Origin of the sequence: Acinetobacter sp. YH12094, assembly GCF_013419295.1 — a bacterium.
Lineage (GTDB): Bacteria > Pseudomonadota > Gammaproteobacteria > Pseudomonadales > Moraxellaceae > Acinetobacter > Acinetobacter amyesii.
In genome coordinates this window covers 16,015-38,707 of the sequence record NZ_VPAK01000024.1, presented here as the reverse complement: position 1 = coordinate 38,707, position 22,693 = coordinate 16,015, and the positions used below count along the sequence as shown (strand labels likewise).

Here is a 22,693-nt window from a genome sequence, read left to right as displayed (position 1 = left end):
GTTTTTTTATGCGCTGAATATAGAAAATCCAACAAGAATCGGCTATTAAGTAGCGTGTCTTTGACTCAAATTAATAGGATCAGAATGCTTTGAAGGACTAAAAATGAAAAATTGGATGATGTATTTTTCTTTATTCAGCGTATTTTTGATCAGTGGTTGTGATTTTTTGGGGAATCAGGATCAAGAGCGTGAAGGTGGTCGTTTATCTGAACAAAGTGAATACTCAAAAGATCAGGACGATGATCAAGATGAGCGCGAGCAGCATGAAGACGATGCGGAGCATGAAAAGGACTCTGAACATGAAGATGAAACTGAACGAGCTAAACAACAGCAAGATGATGATTAAGTCATGCTAGAGGTTAAGCATCAAAAAGGGTGCAATAGCACCCTTTATTTATGTTTAGAGCAAGTCTAGAGCGTTAGGCATTAAAGCGCATAGATAAATCAATCGCTGTGACATCTTTGGTGAGCACACCCATCGAAATATAATCGACCCCTGTCGTTGCCACTTCACGTAAATTTGCAATAGTGATATTGCCTGAGGCTTCAAGTTTGCAGCGACCATTCACATGTTTGACGGCATCAATCATTTGTTGCTGACTAAAGTTATCCAACATCACAATATCCGCACCTGCTTCCAACGCTTGGTTGAGTTCGTCCCAAGTTTCGACTTCAACTTCCACAGGTTTGCCCGGTGCAATCTGGTGTGCTTTGGCAATCGCTTGTTGGATGCCACCTGCTGCCATGATGTGATTTTCTTTAATTAAAAACGCATCAAATAAACCTAAGCGATGGTTTTGACCACCTCCGACAGCAACTGCATATTTTTGTGCAATACGTAGGCCTGGTAAGGTTTTACGGGTATCGAGTAAACGAGTATTCAAACCTTCAAGCTGCTGGACATAGGCAGCAGTTTTAGTCGCTACTGCAGATAATGTTTGTATAAAATTTAAGGCTGGACGCTCAACCGTGAGTAAACTACGCGCAGAACCTGCTAATTTTAAGAAAGCCTCACCTGCTGAGACACGTTCCCCATCATTTTTTAACCATGTGACTTGTACACTTGCATCAAAAGTTTGAATGAGCGCATTGACCCACGGTTGCCCTGCTAGCACCATATCTTCACGACTAATAATTGTTGCGGTCGCTTGTTCATCTTCTGGAGTTAAAAGGGCAGTGATATCGCCTTCGCCAATATCTTCTTGTAGTGCGTGTTGAATATTGATTTGGATAGATTGTTCAAGCAAAGATTGCGATATGCTCATAAGAAATTCCGTATCTTTTTAACCCGAGAAAATGTGCGCGCTATATTAGCATTGTTCATGAAAAATGAGCGATTTTTAACTCCTTTCACAGACTTGAATTGAGATTTCAATGTGAAAGTTTTAGCATTAAACCTTTCAAGTAGGGCTCGGCGTTTTGATCTGCAGCATTGCAGGCCGGCTTAGACACAGGATTTTTTTATGTCACAAGCAACAACATTTCAGGTGCAGGATGGGCAATTGCTAGGTGCGCGTCAAATTCCATCACCGAATTTTAACCAGCGTCCTGAAGATACCGAAATTCAGCTTGTCGTCATTCATAATATTAGTTTGCCACCTTCTCAGTTCGGCGGTGGTTATATCGAACAATTTTTCCAAAATCAGTTGGATTGGTCGAAACATCCTTATTTTCAAGCTATTGAAGGGATGCAAGTATCGACACATTTATTGATCCTGCGCACAGGCGAAGTTCTACAGTTTGTCAATTTTAATGATCGAGCTTGGCATGCAGGTCGCTCAACCTATTTAGCACAAAAAGAATGCAATGATTATTCGATAGGCATCGAACTCGAAGGAAGTGATGATTTACCTTTTGAAGCTGCACAATATGCCGTGCTGACCGAGGTCGTGGCGTGTTTACAACAGGCTTATCCTAAAATTCAACAACATATTGCAGGGCATTCAGATATTGCACCGGGACGTAAAACTGATCCGGGTCCATTTTTTGAGTGGAACGCTTTTCGTCAACAGCTACATCATTTTAAAAACAAATAAACAATACATACTGCGTTTAATAAACCAATGAAATTCCTTGACGAGTTTCATTACAATAGGCGCACTTTCAAAAGTGAGAAATACCGATGGCGCTTTGGCGTTCGACAGTCATTGTCAGTGCAATGACTATGTTGTCCCGTGTATTGGGACTGGTACGGGATATTGTCCTGTTAAATGTATTTGGTGCAGGTAAAGACTTCGATACCTTCGTGGTTGCCTTTCGTATTCCTAACTTTTTTAGGCGCTTATTCGCAGAAGGGGCATTTTCACAAGCCTTTATTCCTGTATTGACTGAATATAAAACCAGTCGAACCCATGCCGAAGTCCAGATTCTGATTAGCCGTGTTTTTGGCTGTTTAGGTCTGGTGATGACTAGTTTGACGTTCATCGCGATGGTGGCGGCACCCGCGATTATTTATATCTATGCACCAGGTTTCCATGGTGATGCAGACAAGTTTGCGTTAGCTACCGATATGTTCCGCCTAACGATTCCTTACTTACTGTTTATGTCCCTAACGGCATTTGCCAGCAGTATTTTGAATAGTTATGGCTCATTCAGTACACCTGCGTTCGCTCCAGTGTTACTCAATGTCGCGATGATTGCCGGTGCGCTGTGGTTAACCCCTTATATGGCTGAGCCAATTATGGCTTTGGGTTGGTCTGTTGTCGCGGCAGGATTCTTGCAATTGGCGATTCAGATTCCAGAGCTGTGGCGTAAAAAATTACTGATTCCACCGAAAGTTGACTTCAAACACGAAGGTGTTGATCGCATCATGAAGTTGATGCTGCCAGCACTGTTTGGTGTCTCAGTGACGCAGATCAACCTACTGTTGAACACCATTTGGGCGTCTTTCATGCAAGATGGTTCGGTGTCATGGTTATACAGTGCCGAACGGATGACCGAATTGCCATTGGGCTTAATTGGTGTCGCGATAGGTACCGTAATTTTACCTTCGTTGTCTGCGCGTCATGCTGAACAAGATCAAGAAAAATTCCGTCGTATGATTGATTGGGCAGCTAAGGTCATTATCTTGGTGGGTGTGCCTGCCAGTATTGCGCTTTTCATGCTCTCTACACCTATTATTCAGGCCTTATTTGAACGTGGTCAATTTAGCTTTGAAGATACACAGATGACCGCATTGGCATTGCAATGTATGAGTGCCGGTGTGATTTCATTCATGCTCATTAAAGTGTTTGCACCAGGGTTTTATGCGCAACAAGATACCAAAACTCCTGTACGTGTAGGTTTAATGGCGGTCGCAGCCAATGCCATTCTTAACGTGGTGTTTATTGGATTCTTTAAACTGATTGATTGGCATGCTGAGCATATGGCCTTGGCATTGGCATCCTCTGGTTCCGCATTGGTGAATGCAGGGATGCTGTATTTTTATTTACATAAGCGCAATATTTTTCGCTTTGGCGCACATTGGAAAAAGTTGGTGATTCAGTTTGCGATAGCCAATGCTGTGATGATTGCTGCTCTGTGGTATGGCTTAACATGGTACAACGGTGATGTATCTGCGTGGATGCGTGTCGCGGAAGTGATCATCTTATGTGTGATTGGTGTTGCTGCTTATGGTATCGCCTTAATTGCAACAGGCTTTAGACCACGTCATTTAAAACCATAAAGCTAAAACCACACAAAGTAGTAAGTTTACGTGGATGTAAAAAAATAAGAGCACATAGGCTCTTATTTTTTTCATTGACACTCAAGATGATAAAAACGTATGTTTCTTATCCATGAGTCTAAGGGGGGTAATTTGTAGTTTAAAACGACATACAATCCGTCGCCTAAACTTTTCCTCGAGAGAGGAAACCAACAATTGCAAGTATGACTGCAATAACCAAAAGAATAACAGCAAAGTCTTTGGATAAGCCTGCCACACCACCAAAACCTAGCAGACTAGCAATCAATGCAATTACAGCGAAAATAATAGCCCAGCGGAACATAGTTTTATCTCCATGTGATTTTTTATTCTGTATGCCCATTATAAGAGGCTAAAAAAACCTACTATGTAGTCTTTTGTTTATTTAATGTTCAATATTCGGTAACTTAAACAAAGAATTAATGTGCAGGTTCAGTTAATATGCCTGCCACCTTTGTTGCGAGCGAGAAGATGACCGATACTCTACGCCCACATTTTTGGAAAAAGCATGCTTTGACTGAACTCACCCATTTGGAGTGGGAGTCACTCTGTGATGGTTGCGGGCTTTGCTGTTTAATTAAGCTTGAAGATGAAGATACTCATGAGGTTGCCTACACCAAAGTGGCATGCAAACTTTTAGATTGTGAAAAGGCATCTTGCTCCGATTATCCAAATCGTCAATCACATGTTCCAGACTGTATACAGCTGACGCCACATCAGATTCACCAATTTCATTGGCTACCACCGAGCTGTGCTTATCGTAGAATTTCTGAAGGTAAAGATTTACCACGTTGGCATCATCTAGTGACGGGAAATCGTGACAGTATTTTGAAGGCACGAAAGTCTGCCGCAGGGCGTTGCATCAGTGAAGAAGACGTCAACCCTGACGATATTGAAGATTATATTGTGCGTTGGGTACGCTAAAGGACACAGATACGCTCAATTTTGGATCTAGAGTTGATCTTGTATCATAGCCAGAAAGTCTTGTTCTGACAGAACCTGAAAACCGTGCTGTTTGAGGAGTGCTGTGGTTACCCCATAGCCTTCAATTTTCGTACGGGTAAAGCTGCCGTCATAAATATAATGGCTGCCGCAAGACGGGCTGCGATCTTTCAAGACAACAACATCAACTTTGTGTAATTGGGCCAATTCTAACATTCGTTGAGCACCTGCAATAAATTCAGCACTAACGTCTGTCCCCAAAACATCTTTAACTTGAGCTGTACCATTGAGCACATCAGTGGCTTGACCATTTTGAATTTCTGCAGGAAAACGTGGACAGCTCAGGCCGCCCATCATTTCTGGGCAGGCCGTAATGACTTGGTGAGTCTGCATCAGTTGGCAAATCGCTTGTTGTGTATTTGATTTGGCATCATAACGAACGGGTTGGCCTGCCAGACAGGCACTGACTAAATACTTCAGTGTCATCGTGTCTTGCTCCACATGTTTTAGTGACTCAAAAGTTCCATCGCATGGTCATAACTGAGCGGGCGATAAAAGTAAAAACCTTGTCCAGTATGACAATTACATTCTTTTAATGTATCGACCTGTTCCGGTTTCTCTATACCTTCTACTAGTATATTCAGGGAAACACTCGCACCAATTTGGGTAATCGCTTTGACAATGGCAAGTGCTGAACAGTCGGTATGCATGCGTTCCACAAAATTACGGTCTATCTTAATACAGTCGACAGGGTAATTACTCAAACGTGTTAATGATGAATGACCTGTACCAAAATCATCTAAAGAAATGTGTATGCCATGCTCTTTTAATAAATGGAGAGCGCGAATCACATAATTTGAGCCACGTTCTGACAGGCTTTGCTCGGTAATTTCGACCTCAATAATATCTGGTGATATACCAAACTGCTTTAAGCGATTCAGTAGTTTTTCCGCATAATCATCACGTAAAAATTCGACAGGTGCAGCATTTATTGAAATCGGTAGCGGTTGCAGTCCAAGTTCAATCCATTTTTGAATATCTTGAAGGATTTTAATTTGCATTGTTTCACTAATGCGTGAAGCCAATTCATAATCTTGAAATGCAGCAAAAATTTGAGAAGGTAATTGTAATTGTTGGTCTTTATCATACCAACGCAGCAAAGCTTCAAAGCCGATAACTTGACTGTCAGAAAGACGAACTTTGGGTTGATAAAACGGAATAATTTGATTGGACTTAATCAAGTTGCGTGCAAGCGTTAATTGGCGAGTAGTATTTTCAAGGGTTTTTAACATAGTATGGTTGAACATTCGTACACCACCACGACCACTGCTTTTTAAATCATTTAGCGCAATATCAGCACATTTAAGTAAATTGGAGGTATTTTGTGCATCGCGAGGGTAGATCGCACAGCCAATACTCATACCAATATTGATAATTTGCCCATTATAGAAAATGGGCATGTCCATTTGCTGACAGGCGATGCTGGCAAAATTCTGTAATTGTTGTTGCGATTTTAAATTTGGAATAGAAATGGCAAATTCATCGCCACCTAAACGTGAAACTACAATATTTGTATCAAAACATTGCTGAAAACGCTGCCCAAGGGTATGCAGTAAATGGTCTCCTGCACTATGACCTAAGGTGTCGTTAATATGCTTAAAATAATCTAGATCGATTAATAATAAACCCAGTTGTTGCTGATGTTCTCGCGCCACTTTTAATTGGCTTTTAAATACTCGACTAAACGCACGGCGGTTTAATAAACCTGTTAAATCATCTCGTTCAATGATGCGTTGAAGTTTATTTTCTGCAAGTCGCTGTATCGTAATATCACGTGATACACAGAGGATTTCTTTGACTTGGCCATATTCGTTGAATACTGGGCTGAGCATATTATCCCAATAAGCCAAGGGTTCATCTGCTACTTGGCTCATGCCGACAAAGCGAGATATTTTACCTTCTTTGGCTTCGGCAAAAGCATTCAAACACGCGTCACGGACTTCTTCAGGCAGTAATTTATGCCAAGACATACCAAACTCAGTTTCAGTTAGAGGTACGCCCAGAGCTAAACATCCCGCGCGGTTCATATGCAGAACTTGACCGTCTAGACTTAATAATTTTATACAGTCGACACTAGCATCTAACATTTGATTACGACTATTCAGTTTTTCTCGTAATTCAGCGCATTGATTATCTTGTAATTGTATATTCTTGGCTTGGGGCATTTTTTGAAATAAATTTATAGGTAGATCAATGCCTTGTTGAACTTGAACGATTCGCTTTTGCTTTGTTGATTGCTTCATACAATCTGTCCAATTGGGTCAGGCAAGTCTAAAATGGGATATCTTGCCGATGATACTTTAATTTGATCAATAAGGGCTAGGAAGTCTTGTTACATTATAGTTAACATTCGCCTAAGCTTTTTTACATGCAAGATACTTAAATAACGACATTAAACCACCCTCCTAAATTGAATACCGAATAAAGCAAAGATTCTGCCAAGGCAGTGTTAGAATAGAAAAAACGTCCCCAATTGCCGGAAACGAAATAATAAGATGTCAGACAGCCAAATTCCTCTTCCTGAACGCATGCGTCCTCATGATTTATCTCAAATTATTGGACAAGATCACCTTCTGGGTGAAGATGCACCGTTACGCCAGATGATTGACCAAGGGCATTTGCCATCGATTATTTTTTGGGGACCTCCGGGTGTAGGTAAAACCACAATTGCATTGTTGTTAGCGCAGGCCGTTGACCGACCATTTATTAGTTTATCTGCGCTCAATACTGGAGTGAAAGAGTTACGTGAAATCATCGCCGATGGTGGAGATTTATTGACACCTGTGGTGTTTATTGATGAAATTCATCGTTTTAATAAGTCACAACAAGATGCCTTACTGAATGCGGTTGAAAAGGGCAAAATTACTCTGATTGGTGCAACCACAGAAAACCCTTCATTTGAAGTTAATAATGCCTTATTGTCGCGTTGTCAGGTGTATACCTTAAATGCTCTGGATAATGACGCAATTCAGCGCTTACTGGATCAAGCCATTCACCAAGATTCGTTTTTAAAAGAGCGTTATATTCAAATCGAAGAATATGAAGCTTTATTTCAATTTGCCGCAGGTGACGCTCGTAAAGCATTAAATCTTTTAGATTTAATCGCCAGTACGTTTGAACCAGATTTAGAAAATATCATTAACAATGCGGTGGTAGTCAAAGTTGCGCAGCAAAATATTGCACGCTATGACAAATCGGGCGAACAGCATTATGATCTAGTTTCGGCTTTTATTAAGTCGATTCGAGGCAGTGATCCAGATGCCGCTTTGTATTGGATGGCACGTATGCTCAAAGGTGGTGAAGACCCCGTCTTTATTGCACGTCGTATGTTGATTGCTGCTTCAGAAGATATTGGTAATTCCAACCCAAATGCATTATTGCTGGCTGGAGAATGTTTCCGATCTGTGCAGGCAATTGGTATGCCTGAATGTCGAATCATTTTGGGGCAATGTGCGGTGTATTTGGCAACCAGTGCTAAAAGTAACAGTACTTATTTGGCCATCAACAAAGCCTTAGATTTGGCAGAAAAAACCTCGAATCTACCTGTGCCACTACATTTGAGAAATGCACCAACCAAATTGATGAAAGAGCAAGGCTATGGCGTGGACTATTTATATCCACATAATTATCCTGAACATTTTGTCATGCAAGACTATATGCCGCCTGAACTGAAAGGCACTAAGCTGTATGAGTCTGCACGCAATAAACGTGAAGTCGAAGGTGAGCGTTTACAGCAACGCCGTTGGATGCAACAACAACAGCAACAATGATTTGAATGATCATAATGGCAAGGTGCTGTGTCGCCTTTTTTATGTCTATTTCACGCAAAAAAAAGCCCAATTCAAGGCGAGCTGGGCTGAAAAAATAGGATGTCTTTGGGGAGATACATCCTAGAGGGTAGATGGAAAATCTGGTCGGCATACACATTGGAGAAGTATAGATACTGGTGCTGCCTGATATGTAGCTATCTTAGTGTGAACGTGGGTAAATGTGAAACAGAGGATTTTTATGGTTAACATTTGTTTTTTCGATCATGGATTAATCGAGTAATATTTAATTAAAAAACCGAGCTAAAGAGCTCGGTTTTTTAAATCGATGAACGATTTAGATATCAGAAAGGTCGATACCTAAACGTGCAGCAACTTCTTCATAAGCTTCAACCACACCGCCTAAACCTTGACGGAAACGGTCTTTATCGAGTTTTTTCTTAGTGTCTTTGTCCCATAGACGGCAGCCATCTGGAGAGAATTCGTCACCCAGTACGATACGGTCGTGGAACACACCAAATTCAAGTTTAAAGTCAACAAGCAGCATGTTGCCTGCATCGAATAGACCTTTAAGTACTTCGTTTACTTTGTAAGTCAATTCTTTCATTTGAGCGAGTTGTTCTGCAGTCGCCCAACCTAATGCAATCGCTTGTGATTCATTCACCATTGGGTCGCCTAACGCATCGTCTTTGAAGAACAATTCGAAAGTTGGCGGAGTAAGTTCTTTACCTTCTTCAACGCCTAAACGACGGCAAAGTGAACCTGCTGCATAGTTACGAATTACGCACTCTACAGGAACCATAGTCAATTTTTTCACTAAAACTTCAGTTGGAGAAAGAAGTTTTTCGAAATGAGTTTCGATACCAGCCGCAGCCAATTTTTCCATGATAAAGGCGTTAAAACGGTTGTTCACCTTACCTTTGCGATCCAATTGTTCAATTTTTTCACCGTTGAATGCAGAAGCATCGTCACGGAAAACTAGGATGAGGTGGTCAGAACTATCTGTTTCATAAACAGATTTCGCTTTACCAGTATAGAGCAAGGTTTGTTTTAACATGAGGGAACCTTTTTCGAGAAAAAATGCCTAGTACGACTAGGCTGGCCAATTTTGGTAAATCTGAGCTAACAGATCTGCAGCTTTTTCTTTGTCTGCAAAACTGTTATCGGCATTGAACACAGCGATGTTATTGCTTGAACCTACAGAAGAAAGTCTTAAGACATAGGTCTGCTGATCGACCTTGACGGTTACTTCGTAACGGTTTTTGCTCTGACCAACAATGGTATGGTTAAGGCTGCTGAGGGTAGCAAGTGTGTATTGCCAAATTGTAGCAGAATTTCCTTCAACTTTGATCAGTGGATTTTGATTTCCATCCACCAATAGTTGAGGGCGGCTAATATTTGTACTGTCTGTTGAGGAATCTGCAACGACATTATTTTTTTCCGCGGCTGGACGCGGAAGGGCATAGCGATTGCCGCGCTTATTTTCAAGCTTTGGTGCATGCTCAATTGCTAGTGGGTCAACAGATGGAGCAGGATACAAAGGCGTTGCAGGACGAACCATCGACCCTTCAGGGTATTTCAGCGGTTCAACATCTGTGGTTTGTTTATAGTCCAGTGTGCCATTATTAAAGGCAAGTGAACTACAACCGGCTAATGTAAATACTGAAAGTGCCAGGCTAAGTCCTAAACGTAATTGCATGATGTTTGCTCTTCTTTATTTGATAACGCCCGCAGTGATGAGTGCTTCACGAAGCGGAGTACGATATTGTTCTGCAAGGGGTGTTAATGGTAAGCGAATGCCTGTTTCAATCAGGTTCATCTCATGAAGTGCCCATTTCACAGGAATTGGGTTCGATTCGCAAAATAAAATTTGATGTAAATTTGCAACAGTATTGTTTTGTTGCTCGGCTTGGACTGCGTCACCCGCCAAAGCGCTTGCACACACTTCGCTCATTTCTTTTGGCGCCACGTTCGCAGTAACCGAAATGTTGCCCTTAGCACCTAAACCCATTAACTGATAAGCCGTTGCATCATCACCTGAGTACACCACCATATCTTTGCCTTTAAGGCCTTCAATGAGTTCTTGACCACGAGGAACATCGCCAGTGGCGTCTTTAATGCCCACGATTTGTGGAATATCAGCAAGACGGATCACGGTATCGTTGTGCATGTCTACACCGGTTCGGCCAGGCACATTGTACAAAATTTGAGGTAAATCAACAGCTTCAGCAATCGCTTTGTAGTGTTGATACAGGCCTTCTTGGGTAGGTTTGTTATAGTATGGTGTAACTAATAATGCCGCATCTGCACCTAATTCTTTGGCTTCTTTGGTGAGTTCAATTGCTTCGTGGGTTGAGTTTGCACCTGTGCCGGCAATAATTGGAATGCGTTTGTTCGCCACACGGATGATTTCTTTGATCACCTGAGTGTGTTCGGCCATGCTCAAGGTAGAAGCTTCACCTGTAGTCCCTACAGCAACAATACTGTTAGTACCTTGCTTTATATGCCACTCAACCAGCTTCTCGAGGCTCTTCCAATCTACGCTGCCATCTTCAAACATTGGGGTGACGATTGCGACAATTGAACCTTGAATGGTCTGAGCTTGCTGAGTCATTTTGAAAAGCTATCCTATTTGTCCATCCGACAAGATGAAATATTGATTTCTGGATGGTTTCGAATTTTGATTTGTAGCATGTTCATTGGGCTATACCCAAATTGAATAATGCTTACGCAAATTATGACTGATCAAACGCATAAGAACAATATGCTTTGGTCAAAGCCATAAAATTCTTTATACAAATCAAACTTAAAACAATCAAGTGTAAAATAGCGGTTTTTTTGCAGCCTGAAAATTGTTCAGCAAGGGCTGAATCTTGAAAATGTGTTATTCAATCGAGAGGGTTGGCATGGTTGATGGGATTGATTAAATCATCAGCAAAAGGTTGATCTATGTGTATTCCGTGCTTTTTAATCAGAATTTAAGATTAAATAACAATGACTAAAGATTTAAAAACTATATCAATTCGCTCGGGTTTTATTACAAATGATTGTTAAAAACTTGGGTAATAATCTTTTTTATATCTAATAGAAATAGACATGTTTTTATGAGTGTTTAAAAAGATCGCTTGATTTGACTGTTCATTGCACGATTCATATTTTTTTATTTTAAATTTTTAATTGTTTTTACGACTTTGTGACTTAAAGCACAAAAACTATTACACCATGCACGTAATCCAATTTTGGACGAAAGGCTTCAACTTATTGGTAGTTATATCCTTTATAAGGCTCAGCGATGATGCGACTTAATTTGAACGCTGATGACAACAAGGATTCTCCAATGGAAAAGTCAGATAATAAGCATGCTATTGTCACGGTAGCAATCTGCTTCCTTATTGCCGTAATCGAAGGTCTGGATATTCAGGCTGCAGGTATTGCAGCAGCAGGGATTCGTGAATATTTCGGGCTGGATAGCTCGCAGCTAGGGGTGTTTTTTAGTGCCGGTATTTTAGGATTATTACCTGGTGCTTTGTTGGGTGGTCGGATTGCAGACCGAATGGGCCGTAAAAAAGTATTAATTTGGTCTACGGGGATGTTCGCCATCTTTACCTTATGTACGGTATGGGTAAATAGCTTCCATAGCTTACTCGCTGTACGTTTTCTTGCAGGTGCAGGTTTAGGTGCAGCAATGCCAATTTTAATTACCTTGGCATCTGAAGCGGTAACGCCACAAAATCGTGGCCGTGCAGTCGGTTTGATGTACTGTGGTATGCCTGTGGGTGCGGCAATCTTGTCATTAGTTGCAATGACGGACTTCGGTGCAAACTGGAAAAATATTTTCTATTTAGGCGGTTTATTACCGATTGTTGTGATTCCATTGATGATTTGGTTCCTGCCCGAATCGCGTGAATTCTTGAAAGCCAAAGATCAAGCGGTTCAAGCGACTGCCAATGGCGAAGTGCAACAAGGTGCTTTCAAAAACCTCTTTAACACAGAAAACCGTTTACGTACTTTCTCAATTTGGGTGAGCTACTTCTTCACCTTGATGGTGGTGTACATCATGTTGAGCTGGTTACCGTCGTTGTTCACCGAACTCGGTTTCACTCGTAAAGATGGTGCAACTGCGCAGTTCTACTTCATGGTGAGTGCAACCATTGGTACGATCATTTTAGGTATGTTGACTGATCGTTGGAAGAAAGCTTATGTGATCATTTTGATGTATGGCGGTATTTTGGCAGGTCTATTTGCGCTGAATGGTGCAGGTTCATTGACTCAAATGTACATGGCGTCAGCTTTAGTCGGTGCATTCGTGATTGGTTGCCAAGGTGTATTGTATGCCTTCGGTGGTATCGTGTATCCGACACAGTTACGTGGTACGGGTGTTGGTGTAGCTTCAGCCGTTGGTCGTGTCGGTGCAATGTTAGGCCCTGCAATTGCGGGTCAGTTATTGGCAGCAGGTTTTGGTGCGGCAGGGGTGATTACCGCGGCAATTCCATGTATCGCAATCTCTGCAATATTTATGTTGTTATTGGTACGTCGTATTCCATCATAAGGAACATGCCATATCAAAAAAAGCCCGCATCATGCGGGCTTTTTTATGGCGACAATAGAAGTCGCACTAATGCTCTAAACCAATATAAATAAATGTATTTTATGTAAAAATACAGCAGAAAGAGAAAACAAAAAATCAACGTAGAGGGGCTATGTCAGCAAGAAAACTGGTCGCAATTTTTAAAGTTGATCAACGTGAATTTAGTTTGTATCTACATCAATACGAATTTATCTTGGAACTCAAACCTGTATTTCAAAGACATCGCCAACAGCCGAGAAAAAATGCGTGGTTGGCCTTTGCCGATGAACCTACCCTAGAAGATGTTGCTGAAAATATTAATGCATTTGAGGTCATGCAACAGACACGCAGCCATTTATTAAAATATATCTTTCAACATCAACCGCGATATTTTTATTTTCATGCTTCGACTCGGCGAAAAGCCCGTATTTACCCACGCTTTGCACAACGTTTGGTTGAGCATTTGCCCAAGTATCGGTATTGTCAGGAAGGACAGTCATTTTATTTTTATGCACAGGACTGAATACTAAGGCTTTTAAAATATGAGCGAATCAGTAGAGTCGCCAAAAATGCATGACAACGGATGGAGAGATATGCAAAAAAATACAGCGCTGATTGTGGTCGATGTACAAAATGGTTTTACCCCGGGTGGTCAGTTGGCTGTTGCCAATGCCGATCAAATTATTCCAGGGATTAATCAACTGGGGCAATACTTTACGAATATTGTGCTGACTCAAGATTGGCATCCAGCCGACCATATCTCTTTTGCTGAAAATCATCCTGAGCATGTACCTTATGACAGCATAGAGCTGAATTATGGAACGCAAGTATTGTGGCCGACGCATTGTGTACAAGGCACACAGGATGCCGAATTGCATCCTGATTTAAATTTACCAACGGCGCAGCTAATTATCCGTAAAGGTTTTCATCAGCATATCGACAGCTACTCTGCTTTTATGGAAGCAGATCAGAAAACTTCAACAGGTTTGGCGGGCTATTTGCGCGAACGTGGTATTGATACAGTCTTTGTGGTGGGCATTGCCACGGATTTCTGTGTTGCATGGACGGCAATGGATGCACGTAAGCTTGGTTTTGAAACTTTTGTGATTGCTGATTTGACCAAAGGGATCGATTTACAGGGTTCCTTACAGCATGCATGGCAAGACATGTTGGCGAATGGGGTGAAGCGTATTTACCTGAAAGATATTGTGCAGCAGCATGCACAGGCATTATCTTTGGCATGACCCAGTGGGCTCAGTTGAGAAAAGGCACAAGGGTGTGCCTTTTTTTGTCCCTGTTTTTAAATGGAAGATGCCTATGTTGGCTTTCTTAAAATTCACTCAATTTGTGCAGAAAACATTTGCGATTTGGGTGGTGCTGTTTGCAGCGCTCGCCATGTTTTTTCCCGATGTATTTGTTTGGTTAAAAGCATATATCCCATGGATGCTAGGCATCATTATGTTGGGTATGGGCATGACCATGACACTGCAAGATTTTAAAAGTGTATTGCAAAGCCCTAAAGCTGTGATGATCGGGGTTTTGGCACAGTTTATTGTGATGCCGGGATTGGCTTTTTTCTTGTGTAAATTATTACAACTGCCGACAGAAATCGCGATCGGGGTCATTCTTGTCGGTTGCTGTCCGGGTGGAACGGCCTCTAATGTCATCACCTATATGGCAAAAGGCAATACCGCATTATCTGTTGCCTGTACCTCTGTTTCGACATTACTCGCACCGGTTTTAACCCCTGCGATTTTCTATTTGTTAGCAAGCCAATGGATTGAAATTAATGCGGCATCGATGTTGGTTTCAATTTTACAAGTGGTTTTATTTCCGATCATTGTGGGGTTAATGATTCGAACTGTCTTTAAGCACCGAGTGGATGCCTATATACAGGTCATGCCATTGGTTTCTGTTGTGGCAATTGTAGCGATTGTGGCAGCAATCATTGCGGGTAGTCGAACACAGATTTTGCAATCAGGTTTACTGATTCTGGGGGTAGTGGCCTTACATAATGGCTTGGGCTATCTATTGGGTTTTTGGGCTAGCCGACTGTTTAAATTGCCCTATGCAGACTGTAAAGCAGTGTCGATTGAAGTTGGGATGCAAAACTCAGGTTTGGGTGTGGCATTGGCGGCGACCCATTTTGCCGCTTCACCTCTGACCGCTGTGCCGAGTGCGATTTTTAGTTTGTGGCACAATATTTCGGGTCCCGCACTGGCAACCTATTGGGCAGCACGGACGAGTGAGCCCAAAGCATCGGAACAAGACAAGCCTGCATAAAAAACAATTCAGTAAAAAAGAGGGTAATCTCCCTCTTTTTTTATGTCGAAAATAAATTTTACGATTTGATGAACAGTGTTTTAGGGAATTGCATGCTTTTTTAATTGATTAATGCTATTTGTAACATAAGTGTCATCTCCGCTGCCTAACATGCCGGCAACCACTTTAGATATAGACTGTTTCAAGCAGCATTGAGAGGGTATGCAACATTTTCAGCATTCATCAGAGACCTATTATAATCGTGAATTGTCGCTTTTAGATTTTAATCGGCGGGTCTTGGCTCAAGCACTCGATTCAAGTTTACCGTTACTTGAACGCTTGAATTTTCTCATCATTTTTTCACGCAATTTAGATGAATTCTTTGAAATTCGCATTGCGGGGCTGATGAAACAACGAGATTTGAATGCGATTGCACGGACGCCAGATGCCATTCCGACTGAAGTGGTCTTAGATGAACTTTCCCAAGTGATTCATGGCACGGTTGCAGAGCAATACCAGACCCTCAATCATGCTGTATTGCCTGCATTACAAAGTGAAGGTATTCGCTTTATTCAATTTAAAGATATTTTAGAAAAACATCGGGCGTGGATTAGCCATTATTTTAGTAAAGAAGTTCAACCAGTCTTAACACCAATTAGCTTAGATCCATCGCATCCGTTTCCACGCTTGGTCAATAAAAGCCTCAACTTTATTGTGAGTCTAGAAGGCAAAGATGCCTTTGGTCGTGCCATTGAAATGGCAATTGTGCCTGCGCCACGCTCATTGCCGCGTTTAATCAAAATGCCCGCCGAGGTTGAAGGCAGTGCAGAGACACAAATTTTCCTGACCGCCATTATTCAGCAACACATTAATGATTTATTCCCGGGGATGAAAGCGACGGGCTGTTATGCCTTTCGAGTGACACGCAATGCAGATTTAGTTCTGGCTGAAGATGTGGATGACTTGGCGGTGGCATTAAAAGATGAATTGTCTTCACGGCGTTTTGGTCGGGCAGTTCGCTTAGAAATTGAAGATGATTGTCCGCAAAGCATTATTGATTATTTGTTAGATGAATTTGATTTGAGTGAGCAGGAGCTCTATCGCATTGACGGCCCGATCAATTTATCGCGTCTCAGTACCAGTTTTAATCGACCTGAACTGAAATATCCGGTCTATACGCCGATTATTCCTAAAGTTTTTCGTAAACAAACCGCGATTTTTGATGTATTAAAAACACAAGATGTGTTGTTACATCATCCGTTTGACTCCTTTCAACCGGTCATCAACTTATTACGTGAAGCTGCAAAAGACCCTCAGGTATTAGCCATTAAGCAAACGCTCTATCGTAGTGGGCCAGATTCGGACATCGTACAAGTTTTAGCGGAGGCGGCACGCAACGGCAAGGAAGTAACCGCCGTCATCGAACTTCGGGCGCGGTTTGATGAAGAATCCAATATTACCGTGGCCAATATACTGCAAGAAGCTGGGGCTGTCGTGGTGTATGGCATTGTGGGTTATAAAACCCATGCCAAGATGATTTTGATTGTGCGCCGTGAAAATAATCAGCTGTTACGCTACGCCCATTTGGGAACAGGTAATTACCACGCAGGCAATGCGCGGATGTATACCGATTATGGCCTGATGACGACGCATCCCGATATTTGCGAAGATGTGCATCGTATGTTTCAGGAATTGACCGGTATGGGCAAGATGGCAAAGCTGAAAGCCTTACTGCATGCACCATTTACCCTGCATACTGAATTACTGAAACTGATTGAACAGGAAATTGTTGCTGCACAAGCGGGAAAATACGCAAGAATTATTGTGAAGGTCAATGCACTCACGGAACCGCAACTGATTGCTGCTTTGTATCGTGCATCGCAAGCAGGGGTATGTGTAGATTTAATTATCCGTTCGATTTGTTGTTTGATTCCTCAGGTCAAAGGTATGTCTGAGAATATTCATGTGAGATCTATCGTTGGACGCTTCTTAGAGCATACTCGAGTGTATTATTTTGAGCATGCAGGCGAAAAACGATTGTACTGTGCCAGTGCTGATTGGATGGGACGTAACTTATTTTCACGGGTCGAAACCTGTTTTCCCATTTTGGAAAGCCGTTTGAAAAAACGCATTATGAAAGATTGTTTACTTAACTATTTGGAAGATAATCAAAATGCATGGGAAATGCAGTCGAATGGGTAATGGGAGAAAGTCGCGGTTGAAGCAGGTACCGAATCGCATAACGCGCAAAAATATTTGATTGCACAGAAAATTTCGACTGTTTAAGACAAAAAAATCCCGACTTAAGTCGGGATTTTTGGTTTCGCTAAAACCATTACGAGGCTTTTGACTGTTTGGATTTTAAAATTTCAGTTCTAAAGTTTTGAGCCAATTCAGCGGCATCACTGTCCATACCATTGAGCATAAACGCATGACGCGTCAACACATTGGTCGGATTTGGCAAGCTGACCAATTGGAAATGATCTGAAATCCCTTTGAGCAAAGTTGTCGGCACATGAATGGCACTTTCTTTGGCAACCAATTGTTGGACTAAACGCTCAGCCGCTTGTACAGAAGACAATTGCATGGCTTCGACAGAGCTTGAAATCGCGCTACGGGTTTGTAAAACGAAACGTTTTTCTTCACGGTAGCGTTTATATAAAACATCAGAAAGCAATTGGAATACTGAGCTGATCATGGTGAGGCAACGCAGCGCATCTGGAGTGTCAGCAGTCATGCTGATGGTTGCGCCATGTTCATCAAACTTATGCACTGTACTGATGTCAGAACTGTTCAATTTATAATGTTGAACACAGAGTTCTGTGGTTTTATTCAAGAAAATTTGGCAGAGATTAAAATACGGCACAGACACGGTTTTGTTGACGCTATCGAGCAGCTGTTTCGGATCATAAAATTGAATATTTAATGCCAAGCTGTTGCTGTCGAGAACCACTGGTTTCATGTCTTTATGCTGTTTTGCTTTGGCTTGCGCATTTTGCTGCGCTTGAGCAATCGCCACAGCGGCATTATGTTTTTCTTGTTCTAAAGCCTGCGCTAGCGTTTGAATTTCATGTTTTAGACGTGATTCATTGTTGATTCGCGCTAAATATTCAGTACGACTAGGGCGAGCAATGGCACGATACGCTAACCACAACAAGCCATGTAGGAATAATGAAAATAGAATCGCAGCCCATTGCGTACGTAAGATTTCACCAATACTTGGTTTAATTAAGGTGATTTCAACCGTTCCGACTTTCTTTTCGTTTTGCAACGCATCACGAACAAAGATTTCACCGTCACGGGTTTTGGTCAAACCGCCTGTAGCCAAGACTTGATTATTGGCATTTAAGATGCGGATGGAAGCCACGCTCGGGTTGGTTGCATAGCGGTCAGCAAGTAAAGCTAATGATACGGTATTGGCCGGCTCAAGCTCAGATAGGCTGTCTGTAACCAATTGACTGGTCATCAGTTGTCCCTGACTGGCACGGTTTTCGTTCAGTTGGTGGGTTGTTGCCAATACCAATAAAAAGGTATGCAAAGCAAAACAAACTACTAATAGGCTAGCAAATAGCCCTTGTCTAGGCGCATTCAACGTAAACTTCCAAGGCAATTCTATTCAATTTAGATTATGATTCTTACATTAGTTGTAGCTCAGACCCGAGTCAATTCATGCGAGAAATCATTCTTATATCACTTTTAGGACCTGACCAACCTAATCAATTTACACGATTAATGCAGGTTTTGTCCGCACATTCCTTACAGATTTTAGATGTCGGACAAGCAGTCATCCACAATCAGCTGACTTTAGGTATTGTTGTTTCGTCGGAAGACCAGACTGCGACAGCATTAGCCATGAAGGAGATGTTGATTTTAGCACATGATATTGGCTTAACTGTGCGCTTTAAACCAATCTCTACAACAGAATATCAACAATGGGTAAATGAGGGAGGCCGCACACGCTATATCGTTACGGCACTTGCGCCAGAATTACAGGCGTCTCATTTACAGGCAGTTACAAATATTGTGTCGAGCCAAGGCTTCAATATTGAAACTGTGACTCGTTTATCTGGCCGTCCAGAATTAGATGGATCGAGCGAAGGTCCACGCCGTGCCTGCGTTCAATTTGGCTTAAAAGGCCAGATGTTGGATGCTACTGCGATGCGTGCAGCATGTTTACGTCTATCTACCGAACTTGGGGTAGATGTTGCCGTTCAAGAAGATAATGCCTACCGTCGTAATCGTCGTTTGGTCTGCTTTGATATGGACTCGACGCTGATTGAGCAAGAAGTAATTGACGAATTGGCGATTGAAGCGGGTGTCGGCGCTCAAGTAGCTGAAATCACTGAACGTGCTATGCAAGGTGAACTCGATTTCCAACAAAGTTTCCGTGCACGTGTGGCACTGCTCAAAGGTATGGATGCTTCGGTATTACCTAAAATTGCAGAACGTCTGACTGTCACAGAAGGTGCAGAACATCTGATTTCAACGCTGAAATCACTGGGTTATCGCACGGCTATTTTGTCAGGTGGTTTTCAGTATTTTGCCGAATACTTACAAGCAAAACTGGGTATCGATGAAGTCCATGCCAATGTACTGGACGTCCAAGATGGCGCGGTAACGGGTGAAGTCAAAGGTCATATTGTGGATGGTGCTCGCAAAGCCTTCTTATTGACTCAAATCGCTGAGGAAATGGGGATTTCATTAGAGCAAGCGATTGCTGTCGGTGATGGTGCGAATGACTTGCCAATGTTGTCTTTAGCCGGCTTAGGCGTTGCCTTCCGTGCGAAACCTTTGGTGCGTCAAAATGCCAATCAAGCCATTTCAAGCGTGGGTCTAGATGGTGTTCTTTACCTGCTTGGTGTGCATGATAAAGATTTAAATCGTGCTTAAAAGCATTTAATTCATACTAAAAAACGTAGCCAAAAGGCTGCGTTTTTTATGCCAAGAATTCAGCTCATCCGATGAGCGGTAGAAGAAAATCGTCGATAAAAACAACGATTAACAGCATTCGAAAAATTAATTTTTTTAGCCTAAAACCAGCTGTTTTTTTTGTAATGACACTCGAAACGAGATGCCATCATTGTTCCAGAAATTCTTTAAAAAGAAAAAATGTAATGACAAAATAATGTTGCGACAAGGTGTGTCGCATTAACAAAAAACGAGACTTTTTTTATGCAAAAAACTCAGCATAATGCTTGCAAGAGATTGAGATCGACCAAATCTATTTACTGAAGATACAGTAGTGAGACGGCTCAGCATCCTGTAAGACAAGAGATGTCAGTTGTCAAATGACGGAGGTTTTTATGTTAACAGCGAATTTAGCAACAATCGTTGGCCTGAGCTTGGTATCGGCGGCTGTGATTGCTGTTTTCTTCTCGCCTTATCGTCGCTGGTTAAGTTTTATGCTGGCGGGGATGCTGGTGTGGGGACTCATTGAAGTAATTCGATTTGGTACACAAACCATGTTTGAATTATCAGTGACTTATAGTTATTTAACGGCATTAATGACCGCAATGGTAGTATTCACTTTAGTATTGTTACGTGAAGACCGCCGTGCAGAGCGCGCGATGGCAAAGCGCCAATGTATAGAGCACACGCCTGTATATGATGAAGAACAGCAATGTTCGAGCCGATAAGTGCCAGAACAAAATTTCAATGAAAATGCGCCTAGGGGCGCATTTTTTTATGAACGCATTAGTCCGATTTGAGATACAAAGCCTTACTTCTCAAAAGCCAAGTTATGTTAGGATGAAGCCAGTCAATTTTCCAACAATTACAATAGGCTTTAAGTCATGAAACTATCATCAATTCCTGTCGTAAAACTACCTTTAGTTGATGTCAGTACGGATCCACTTGATTTACTCGTGGCAGGTTTAGCGCTTCGTATGAAACAGCTTGCACGTACTAGCCCTAAATTCATTGAATTGGTTCATGAACGTCAATTCCGTATTCAAATCGGCACGGATTTAGGTGTTGCACGTCAAATTATTGTAAATAATGGACAGATTGATACTGTTTCAGGCGATGCTGAAAAAGCAGACTTTATTTTGCAATTTGCGGACAGCGAACAGGGCGTAAAAACCCTGATGAAAGGTGACCCAACTGCATTCATGACGGGTATGCAAAATGGCAGTATTAAAATGGAAGGTGATTTTGGTCTACTGGTTTGGTTTAACCAAGTGGCGAAGTTAATTCCACCTAAACTTCCAAAACCGGTTAAAGAAAAAATCAAAATCGCACGTGCGTTTATTAAAGAAAAAACAGGTAAATAATTTTAATTTTCGTTGAAAATTAACGTTTTTTTGGTAAAAATACCCCCACTTTTTAGGGGGTATTTTTATGAAAAAATTAATTACATCGGGTTTAATTGCCGCATCATTAACAATGACAGGTTGTGCAAGCATTATTTCGGGGTCAACTCAAACTTTAACGTTTAAGTCAGTGCCAGATGAAGCATCGATTTCGATTACAAATAAAGCTGGAGAAAAAGTACATACTGGCATCACACCTGCAACTGTTACTTTAAAACGTGGCACCGGATACTTTAAACCTGCAGCTTATGATGTGACATTTAAAAAAGATGGCTATCAAACAAAGACTGTACAGGTGACAGGAACGGTAAATGGTTGGTATGTCGCTAATATTATTTTTGGCGGACTTATTGGTCTGTTAATTGTTGATCCAGCAACGGGTGCAATGTATACATTGAATCCCGCTGATGTAAATGCTGTTCTAGACGCAAATCAAACAACAACGTCAAAGAAAAATGATCAGTCATTAACAGTCATGCTTGTGAAAGATATCCCTGTGGAAGTAATGCAACGTGCAAAACTGATTACAACCATTTAAGACCGTATTATTCTAGCTTGTGAAAAGCCCTCAAAAGAGGGCTTTTTTAATGCTTCAGTGGTTATTCAACTTCTAAATTAAAGGTCACTGGACCGTCATTGACCAAATGCACTTTCATGTCGGCAGCAAAGATACCTGTTTGTACATGGTCATATTGGCGCTTGGTGTAATCGACCAGCTGTTCATAAAGTGCTTTGGCATCGCTTGGCGGCATGGCAGGGCCAAAATCAGGGCGCAGGCCTTTTTGCGTTTGTGCCATCAGAGTAAATTGAGACACCAAGAGGATACCGCCGCCAGCTTGACTGACATTCCAGCCCATCTTGCCTTGTTCATCATCAAAAAAACGGTATTTCAAGATCTTATCGATCAGTTTTTTGCCCTTTTCTAAATCGTCAGCTTTACCAAGTCCTAAAAACACTAAAATACCGTGATTGATTTCACCCGTGATCTCACCATCGACCACCACTTTGGCTTCCAAAACACGTTGTAACAAGGCCCGCATAAATTCTTCCGAGTAGAAAATTGAACATAGGGCAGGGATTGTAGCAAAGACAGCATTCTTTC

At 41.8% G+C, this 22,693-nt stretch carries 22 protein-coding genes and 1 pseudogene; 14 read left to right on the top strand and 9 right to left on the bottom strand.

Features of this window, described 5'->3' with window-relative positions:
• Window positions 1–103: 103 nt before the first annotated feature.
• Complete coding sequence (locus FTU34_RS14525) at window positions 104–346, top strand: hypothetical protein (protein WP_180036036.1); 243 nt, start codon at window positions 104–106, stop codon at window positions 344–346.
• Window positions 347–419: 73 nt separating this feature from the next.
• On the opposite strand, the gene nadC is transcribed toward FTU34_RS14525, so the two are convergent.
• Window positions 420–1,265: a carboxylating nicotinate-nucleotide diphosphorylase gene (gene nadC / locus FTU34_RS14520; RefSeq protein WP_180036035.1), complete on the bottom strand. Its 846-nt coding sequence runs from the start codon at window positions 1,263–1,265 to the stop codon at window positions 420–422.
• Window positions 1,266–1,463: 198 nt separating this feature from the next.
• Here nadC and ampD point away from each other — a divergent pair, with 198 nt between their 5' ends.
• Together ampD and murJ are read left to right on the top strand one after the other, a co-directional pair.
• On the top strand, window positions 1,464–2,036 hold the full coding sequence (gene ampD, locus FTU34_RS14515) for a 1,6-anhydro-N-acetylmuramyl-L-alanine amidase AmpD (RefSeq protein WP_180036034.1): 573 nt from the start codon (window positions 1,464–1,466) through the stop codon (window positions 2,034–2,036).
• 86 nt (window positions 2,037–2,122) lie between these two features.
• The gene (gene murJ, locus FTU34_RS14510) at window positions 2,123–3,664 is read left to right on the top strand and encodes a murein biosynthesis integral membrane protein MurJ (protein ID WP_078193266.1); all 1,542 of its coding nucleotides are present in this window, start codon (window positions 2,123–2,125) and stop codon (window positions 3,662–3,664) included.
• A gap of 163 nt (window positions 3,665–3,827) precedes the next feature.
• On the opposite strand, the gene FTU34_RS14505 is transcribed toward murJ, so the two are convergent.
• Complete coding sequence (locus FTU34_RS14505; protein ID WP_005006601.1) at window positions 3,828–3,986, bottom strand: DUF1328 domain-containing protein; 159 nt, start codon at window positions 3,984–3,986, stop codon at window positions 3,828–3,830.
• Between the two features lie 167 nt (window positions 3,987–4,153).
• Between FTU34_RS14505 and FTU34_RS14500 the strand changes: the two genes are divergently transcribed.
• The gene (locus tag FTU34_RS14500; protein ID WP_180036044.1) at window positions 4,154–4,606 is read left to right on the top strand and encodes a YcgN family cysteine cluster protein; all 453 of its coding nucleotides are present in this window, start codon (window positions 4,154–4,156) and stop codon (window positions 4,604–4,606) included.
• A 27-nt stretch (window positions 4,607–4,633) separates the two neighbouring features.
• Here the strand turns inward: FTU34_RS14500 and FTU34_RS14495 are convergent, their stop codons facing one another.
• Together FTU34_RS14495 and FTU34_RS14490 are read right to left on the bottom strand one after the other, a co-directional pair.
• Window positions 4,634–5,110 carry a DUF523 domain-containing protein gene (locus FTU34_RS14495; RefSeq protein WP_078193265.1) on the bottom strand — a complete coding sequence of 159 codons (477 nt, stop codon included), beginning with the start codon at window positions 5,108–5,110 and terminating at the stop codon, window positions 4,634–4,636.
• A 20-nt stretch (window positions 5,111–5,130) separates the two neighbouring features.
• Window positions 5,131–6,927, bottom strand: a complete 1,797-nt coding sequence (locus FTU34_RS14490; protein WP_180036033.1) for an EAL domain-containing protein — start codon at window positions 6,925–6,927, stop codon at window positions 5,131–5,133.
• A 252-nt stretch (window positions 6,928–7,179) separates the two neighbouring features.
• Here FTU34_RS14490 and FTU34_RS14485 point away from each other — a divergent pair, with 252 nt between their 5' ends.
• Complete coding sequence (locus tag FTU34_RS14485) at window positions 7,180–8,454, top strand: replication-associated recombination protein A (RefSeq protein ID WP_180036032.1); 1,275 nt, start codon at window positions 7,180–7,182, stop codon at window positions 8,452–8,454.
• Window positions 8,455–8,788: 334 nt separating this feature from the next.
• Here FTU34_RS14485 and purC read toward each other — a convergent pair whose 3' ends face one another.
• The 3 genes from purC to dapA are packed head-to-tail and all read right to left on the bottom strand — an operon-like array spanning window position 8,789 to window position 11,065.
• The gene (gene purC, locus FTU34_RS14480) at window positions 8,789–9,508 is read right to left on the bottom strand and encodes a phosphoribosylaminoimidazolesuccinocarboxamide synthase (RefSeq protein WP_078190626.1); all 720 of its coding nucleotides are present in this window, start codon (window positions 9,506–9,508) and stop codon (window positions 8,789–8,791) included.
• A gap of 36 nt (window positions 9,509–9,544) precedes the next feature.
• The gene (locus tag FTU34_RS14475; protein ID WP_078193263.1) at window positions 9,545–10,150 is read right to left on the bottom strand and encodes a lipoprotein-34 precursor (NlpB); all 606 of its coding nucleotides are present in this window, start codon (window positions 10,148–10,150) and stop codon (window positions 9,545–9,547) included.
• A 15-nt stretch (window positions 10,151–10,165) separates the two neighbouring features.
• Window positions 10,166–11,065, bottom strand: coding sequence for a 4-hydroxy-tetrahydrodipicolinate synthase (dapA, locus tag FTU34_RS14470; protein WP_078193262.1), 900 nt, complete (start codon window positions 11,063–11,065; stop codon window positions 10,166–10,168).
• A gap of 723 nt (window positions 11,066–11,788) precedes the next feature.
• Here dapA and mhpT point away from each other — a divergent pair.
• The 5 genes and pseudogenes from mhpT (at window position 11,789) to ppk1 (ending at window position 17,566) form a co-directional block, all read left to right on the top strand.
• Window positions 11,789–13,000 carry a 3-(3-hydroxy-phenyl)propionate transporter MhpT gene (gene mhpT / locus FTU34_RS14465; protein ID WP_078193261.1) on the top strand — a complete coding sequence of 404 codons (1,212 nt, stop codon included), beginning with the start codon at window positions 11,789–11,791 and terminating at the stop codon, window positions 12,998–13,000.
• A gap of 151 nt (window positions 13,001–13,151) precedes the next feature.
• Window positions 13,152–13,541, top strand: a complete 390-nt coding sequence (locus FTU34_RS14460; protein ID WP_180036031.1) for a hypothetical protein — start codon at window positions 13,152–13,154, stop codon at window positions 13,539–13,541.
• Between the two features lie 70 nt (window positions 13,542–13,611).
• A complete protein-coding gene (gene pncA, locus FTU34_RS14455) occupies window positions 13,612–14,262 on the top strand; it encodes a bifunctional nicotinamidase/pyrazinamidase (protein WP_078193259.1) in 651 nt (216 codons plus the stop codon).
• A gap of 73 nt (window positions 14,263–14,335) precedes the next feature.
• Complete coding sequence (locus FTU34_RS14450; RefSeq protein WP_180036030.1) at window positions 14,336–15,301, top strand: bile acid:sodium symporter family protein; 966 nt, start codon at window positions 14,336–14,338, stop codon at window positions 15,299–15,301.
• Window positions 15,302–15,502: 201 nt separating this feature from the next.
• Window positions 15,503–17,566 (top strand): annotated as a pseudogene (gene ppk1, locus FTU34_RS14445) (polyphosphate kinase 1).
• Between the two features lie 49 nt (window positions 17,567–17,615).
• Here the strand turns inward: ppk1 and FTU34_RS14440 are convergent.
• Entirely contained in the window at window positions 17,616–18,872 is a 1,257-nt protein-coding gene (locus FTU34_RS14440) for a hypothetical protein (RefSeq protein WP_180036043.1), read from the bottom strand.
• Between the two features lie 77 nt (window positions 18,873–18,949).
• On the opposite strand from FTU34_RS14440, the gene serB reads away from it, so the two are divergent.
• The 4 genes from serB (at window position 18,950) to FTU34_RS14420 (ending at window position 22,129) form a co-directional block, all read left to right on the top strand.
• On the top strand, window positions 18,950–20,170 hold the full coding sequence (gene serB / locus FTU34_RS14435) for a phosphoserine phosphatase SerB (RefSeq protein ID WP_180036029.1): 1,221 nt from the start codon (window positions 18,950–18,952) through the stop codon (window positions 20,168–20,170).
• Between the two features lie 413 nt (window positions 20,171–20,583).
• Window positions 20,584–20,916, top strand: coding sequence for an AciT family ciprofloxacin tolerance protein (gene aciT, locus FTU34_RS14430; RefSeq protein WP_078193317.1), 333 nt, complete (start codon window positions 20,584–20,586; stop codon window positions 20,914–20,916).
• A gap of 156 nt (window positions 20,917–21,072) precedes the next feature.
• Window positions 21,073–21,552 (top strand): SCP2 sterol-binding domain-containing protein, encoded by a 480-nt coding sequence (locus FTU34_RS14425; RefSeq protein ID WP_078190615.1) that lies wholly within the window; start codon window positions 21,073–21,075, stop codon window positions 21,550–21,552.
• Window positions 21,553–21,619: 67 nt separating this feature from the next.
• A complete protein-coding gene (locus tag FTU34_RS14420; protein WP_180036028.1) occupies window positions 21,620–22,129 on the top strand; it encodes a hypothetical protein in 510 nt (169 codons plus the stop codon).
• 61 nt (window positions 22,130–22,190) lie between these two features.
• On the opposite strand, the gene dtd is transcribed toward FTU34_RS14420, so the two are convergent.
• On the bottom strand, window positions 22,191–22,631 hold the full coding sequence (dtd, locus tag FTU34_RS14415) for a D-aminoacyl-tRNA deacylase (RefSeq protein ID WP_180036027.1): 441 nt from the start codon (window positions 22,629–22,631) through the stop codon (window positions 22,191–22,193).
• Window positions 22,632–22,693: the final 62 nt, after the last annotated feature.

Excerpts from the sequence above, each read along its gene's own strand:
- purC (WP_078190626.1), bottom strand. The coding sequence starts at position 9,508 with ATGTTAAAACAAACCTTGCTCTATACTGGTAAAGCGAAATCTGTTTAT.
- FTU34_RS14500 (WP_180036044.1), top strand. The coding sequence starts at position 4,154 with ATGACCGATACTCTACGCCCACATTTTTGGAAAAAGCATGCTTTGACT.
- FTU34_RS14475 (WP_078193263.1), bottom strand. The coding sequence starts at position 10,150 with ATGCAATTACGTTTAGGACTTAGCCTGGCACTTTCAGTATTTACATTA.
- FTU34_RS14485 (WP_180036032.1), top strand. The coding sequence starts at position 7,180 with ATGTCAGACAGCCAAATTCCTCTTCCTGAACGCATGCGTCCTCATGAT.
- aciT (WP_078193317.1), top strand. The coding sequence starts at position 20,584 with ATGTTAACAGCGAATTTAGCAACAATCGTTGGCCTGAGCTTGGTATCG.
- FTU34_RS14420 (WP_180036028.1), top strand. The coding sequence starts at position 21,620 with ATGAAAAAATTAATTACATCGGGTTTAATTGCCGCATCATTAACAATG.
- mhpT (WP_078193261.1), top strand. The coding sequence starts at position 11,789 with ATGGAAAAGTCAGATAATAAGCATGCTATTGTCACGGTAGCAATCTGC.
- dapA (WP_078193262.1), bottom strand. The coding sequence starts at position 11,065 with ATGACTCAGCAAGCTCAGACCATTCAAGGTTCAATTGTCGCAATCGTC.
- dtd (WP_180036027.1), bottom strand. The coding sequence starts at position 22,631 with ATGCGGGCCTTGTTACAACGTGTTTTGGAAGCCAAAGTGGTGGTCGAT.
- ampD (WP_180036034.1), top strand. The coding sequence starts at position 1,464 with ATGTCACAAGCAACAACATTTCAGGTGCAGGATGGGCAATTGCTAGGT.
- FTU34_RS14505 (WP_005006601.1), bottom strand. The coding sequence starts at position 3,986 with ATGTTCCGCTGGGCTATTATTTTCGCTGTAATTGCATTGATTGCTAGT.
- serB (WP_180036029.1), top strand. The coding sequence starts at position 18,950 with ATGCGAGAAATCATTCTTATATCACTTTTAGGACCTGACCAACCTAAT.
- murJ (WP_078193266.1), top strand. The coding sequence starts at position 2,123 with ATGGCGCTTTGGCGTTCGACAGTCATTGTCAGTGCAATGACTATGTTG.
- nadC (WP_180036035.1), bottom strand. The coding sequence starts at position 1,265 with ATGAGCATATCGCAATCTTTGCTTGAACAATCTATCCAAATCAATATT.
- FTU34_RS14490 (WP_180036033.1), bottom strand. The coding sequence starts at position 6,927 with ATGAAGCAATCAACAAAGCAAAAGCGAATCGTTCAAGTTCAACAAGGC.
- FTU34_RS14450 (WP_180036030.1), top strand. The coding sequence starts at position 14,336 with ATGTTGGCTTTCTTAAAATTCACTCAATTTGTGCAGAAAACATTTGCG.
- FTU34_RS14460 (WP_180036031.1), top strand. The coding sequence starts at position 13,152 with ATGTCAGCAAGAAAACTGGTCGCAATTTTTAAAGTTGATCAACGTGAA.
- FTU34_RS14425 (WP_078190615.1), top strand. The coding sequence starts at position 21,073 with ATGAAACTATCATCAATTCCTGTCGTAAAACTACCTTTAGTTGATGTC.
- FTU34_RS14495 (WP_078193265.1), bottom strand. The coding sequence starts at position 5,110 with ATGACACTGAAGTATTTAGTCAGTGCCTGTCTGGCAGGCCAACCCGTT.
- FTU34_RS14525 (WP_180036036.1), top strand. The coding sequence starts at position 104 with ATGAAAAATTGGATGATGTATTTTTCTTTATTCAGCGTATTTTTGATC.
- pncA (WP_078193259.1), top strand. The coding sequence starts at position 13,612 with ATGCAAAAAAATACAGCGCTGATTGTGGTCGATGTACAAAATGGTTTT.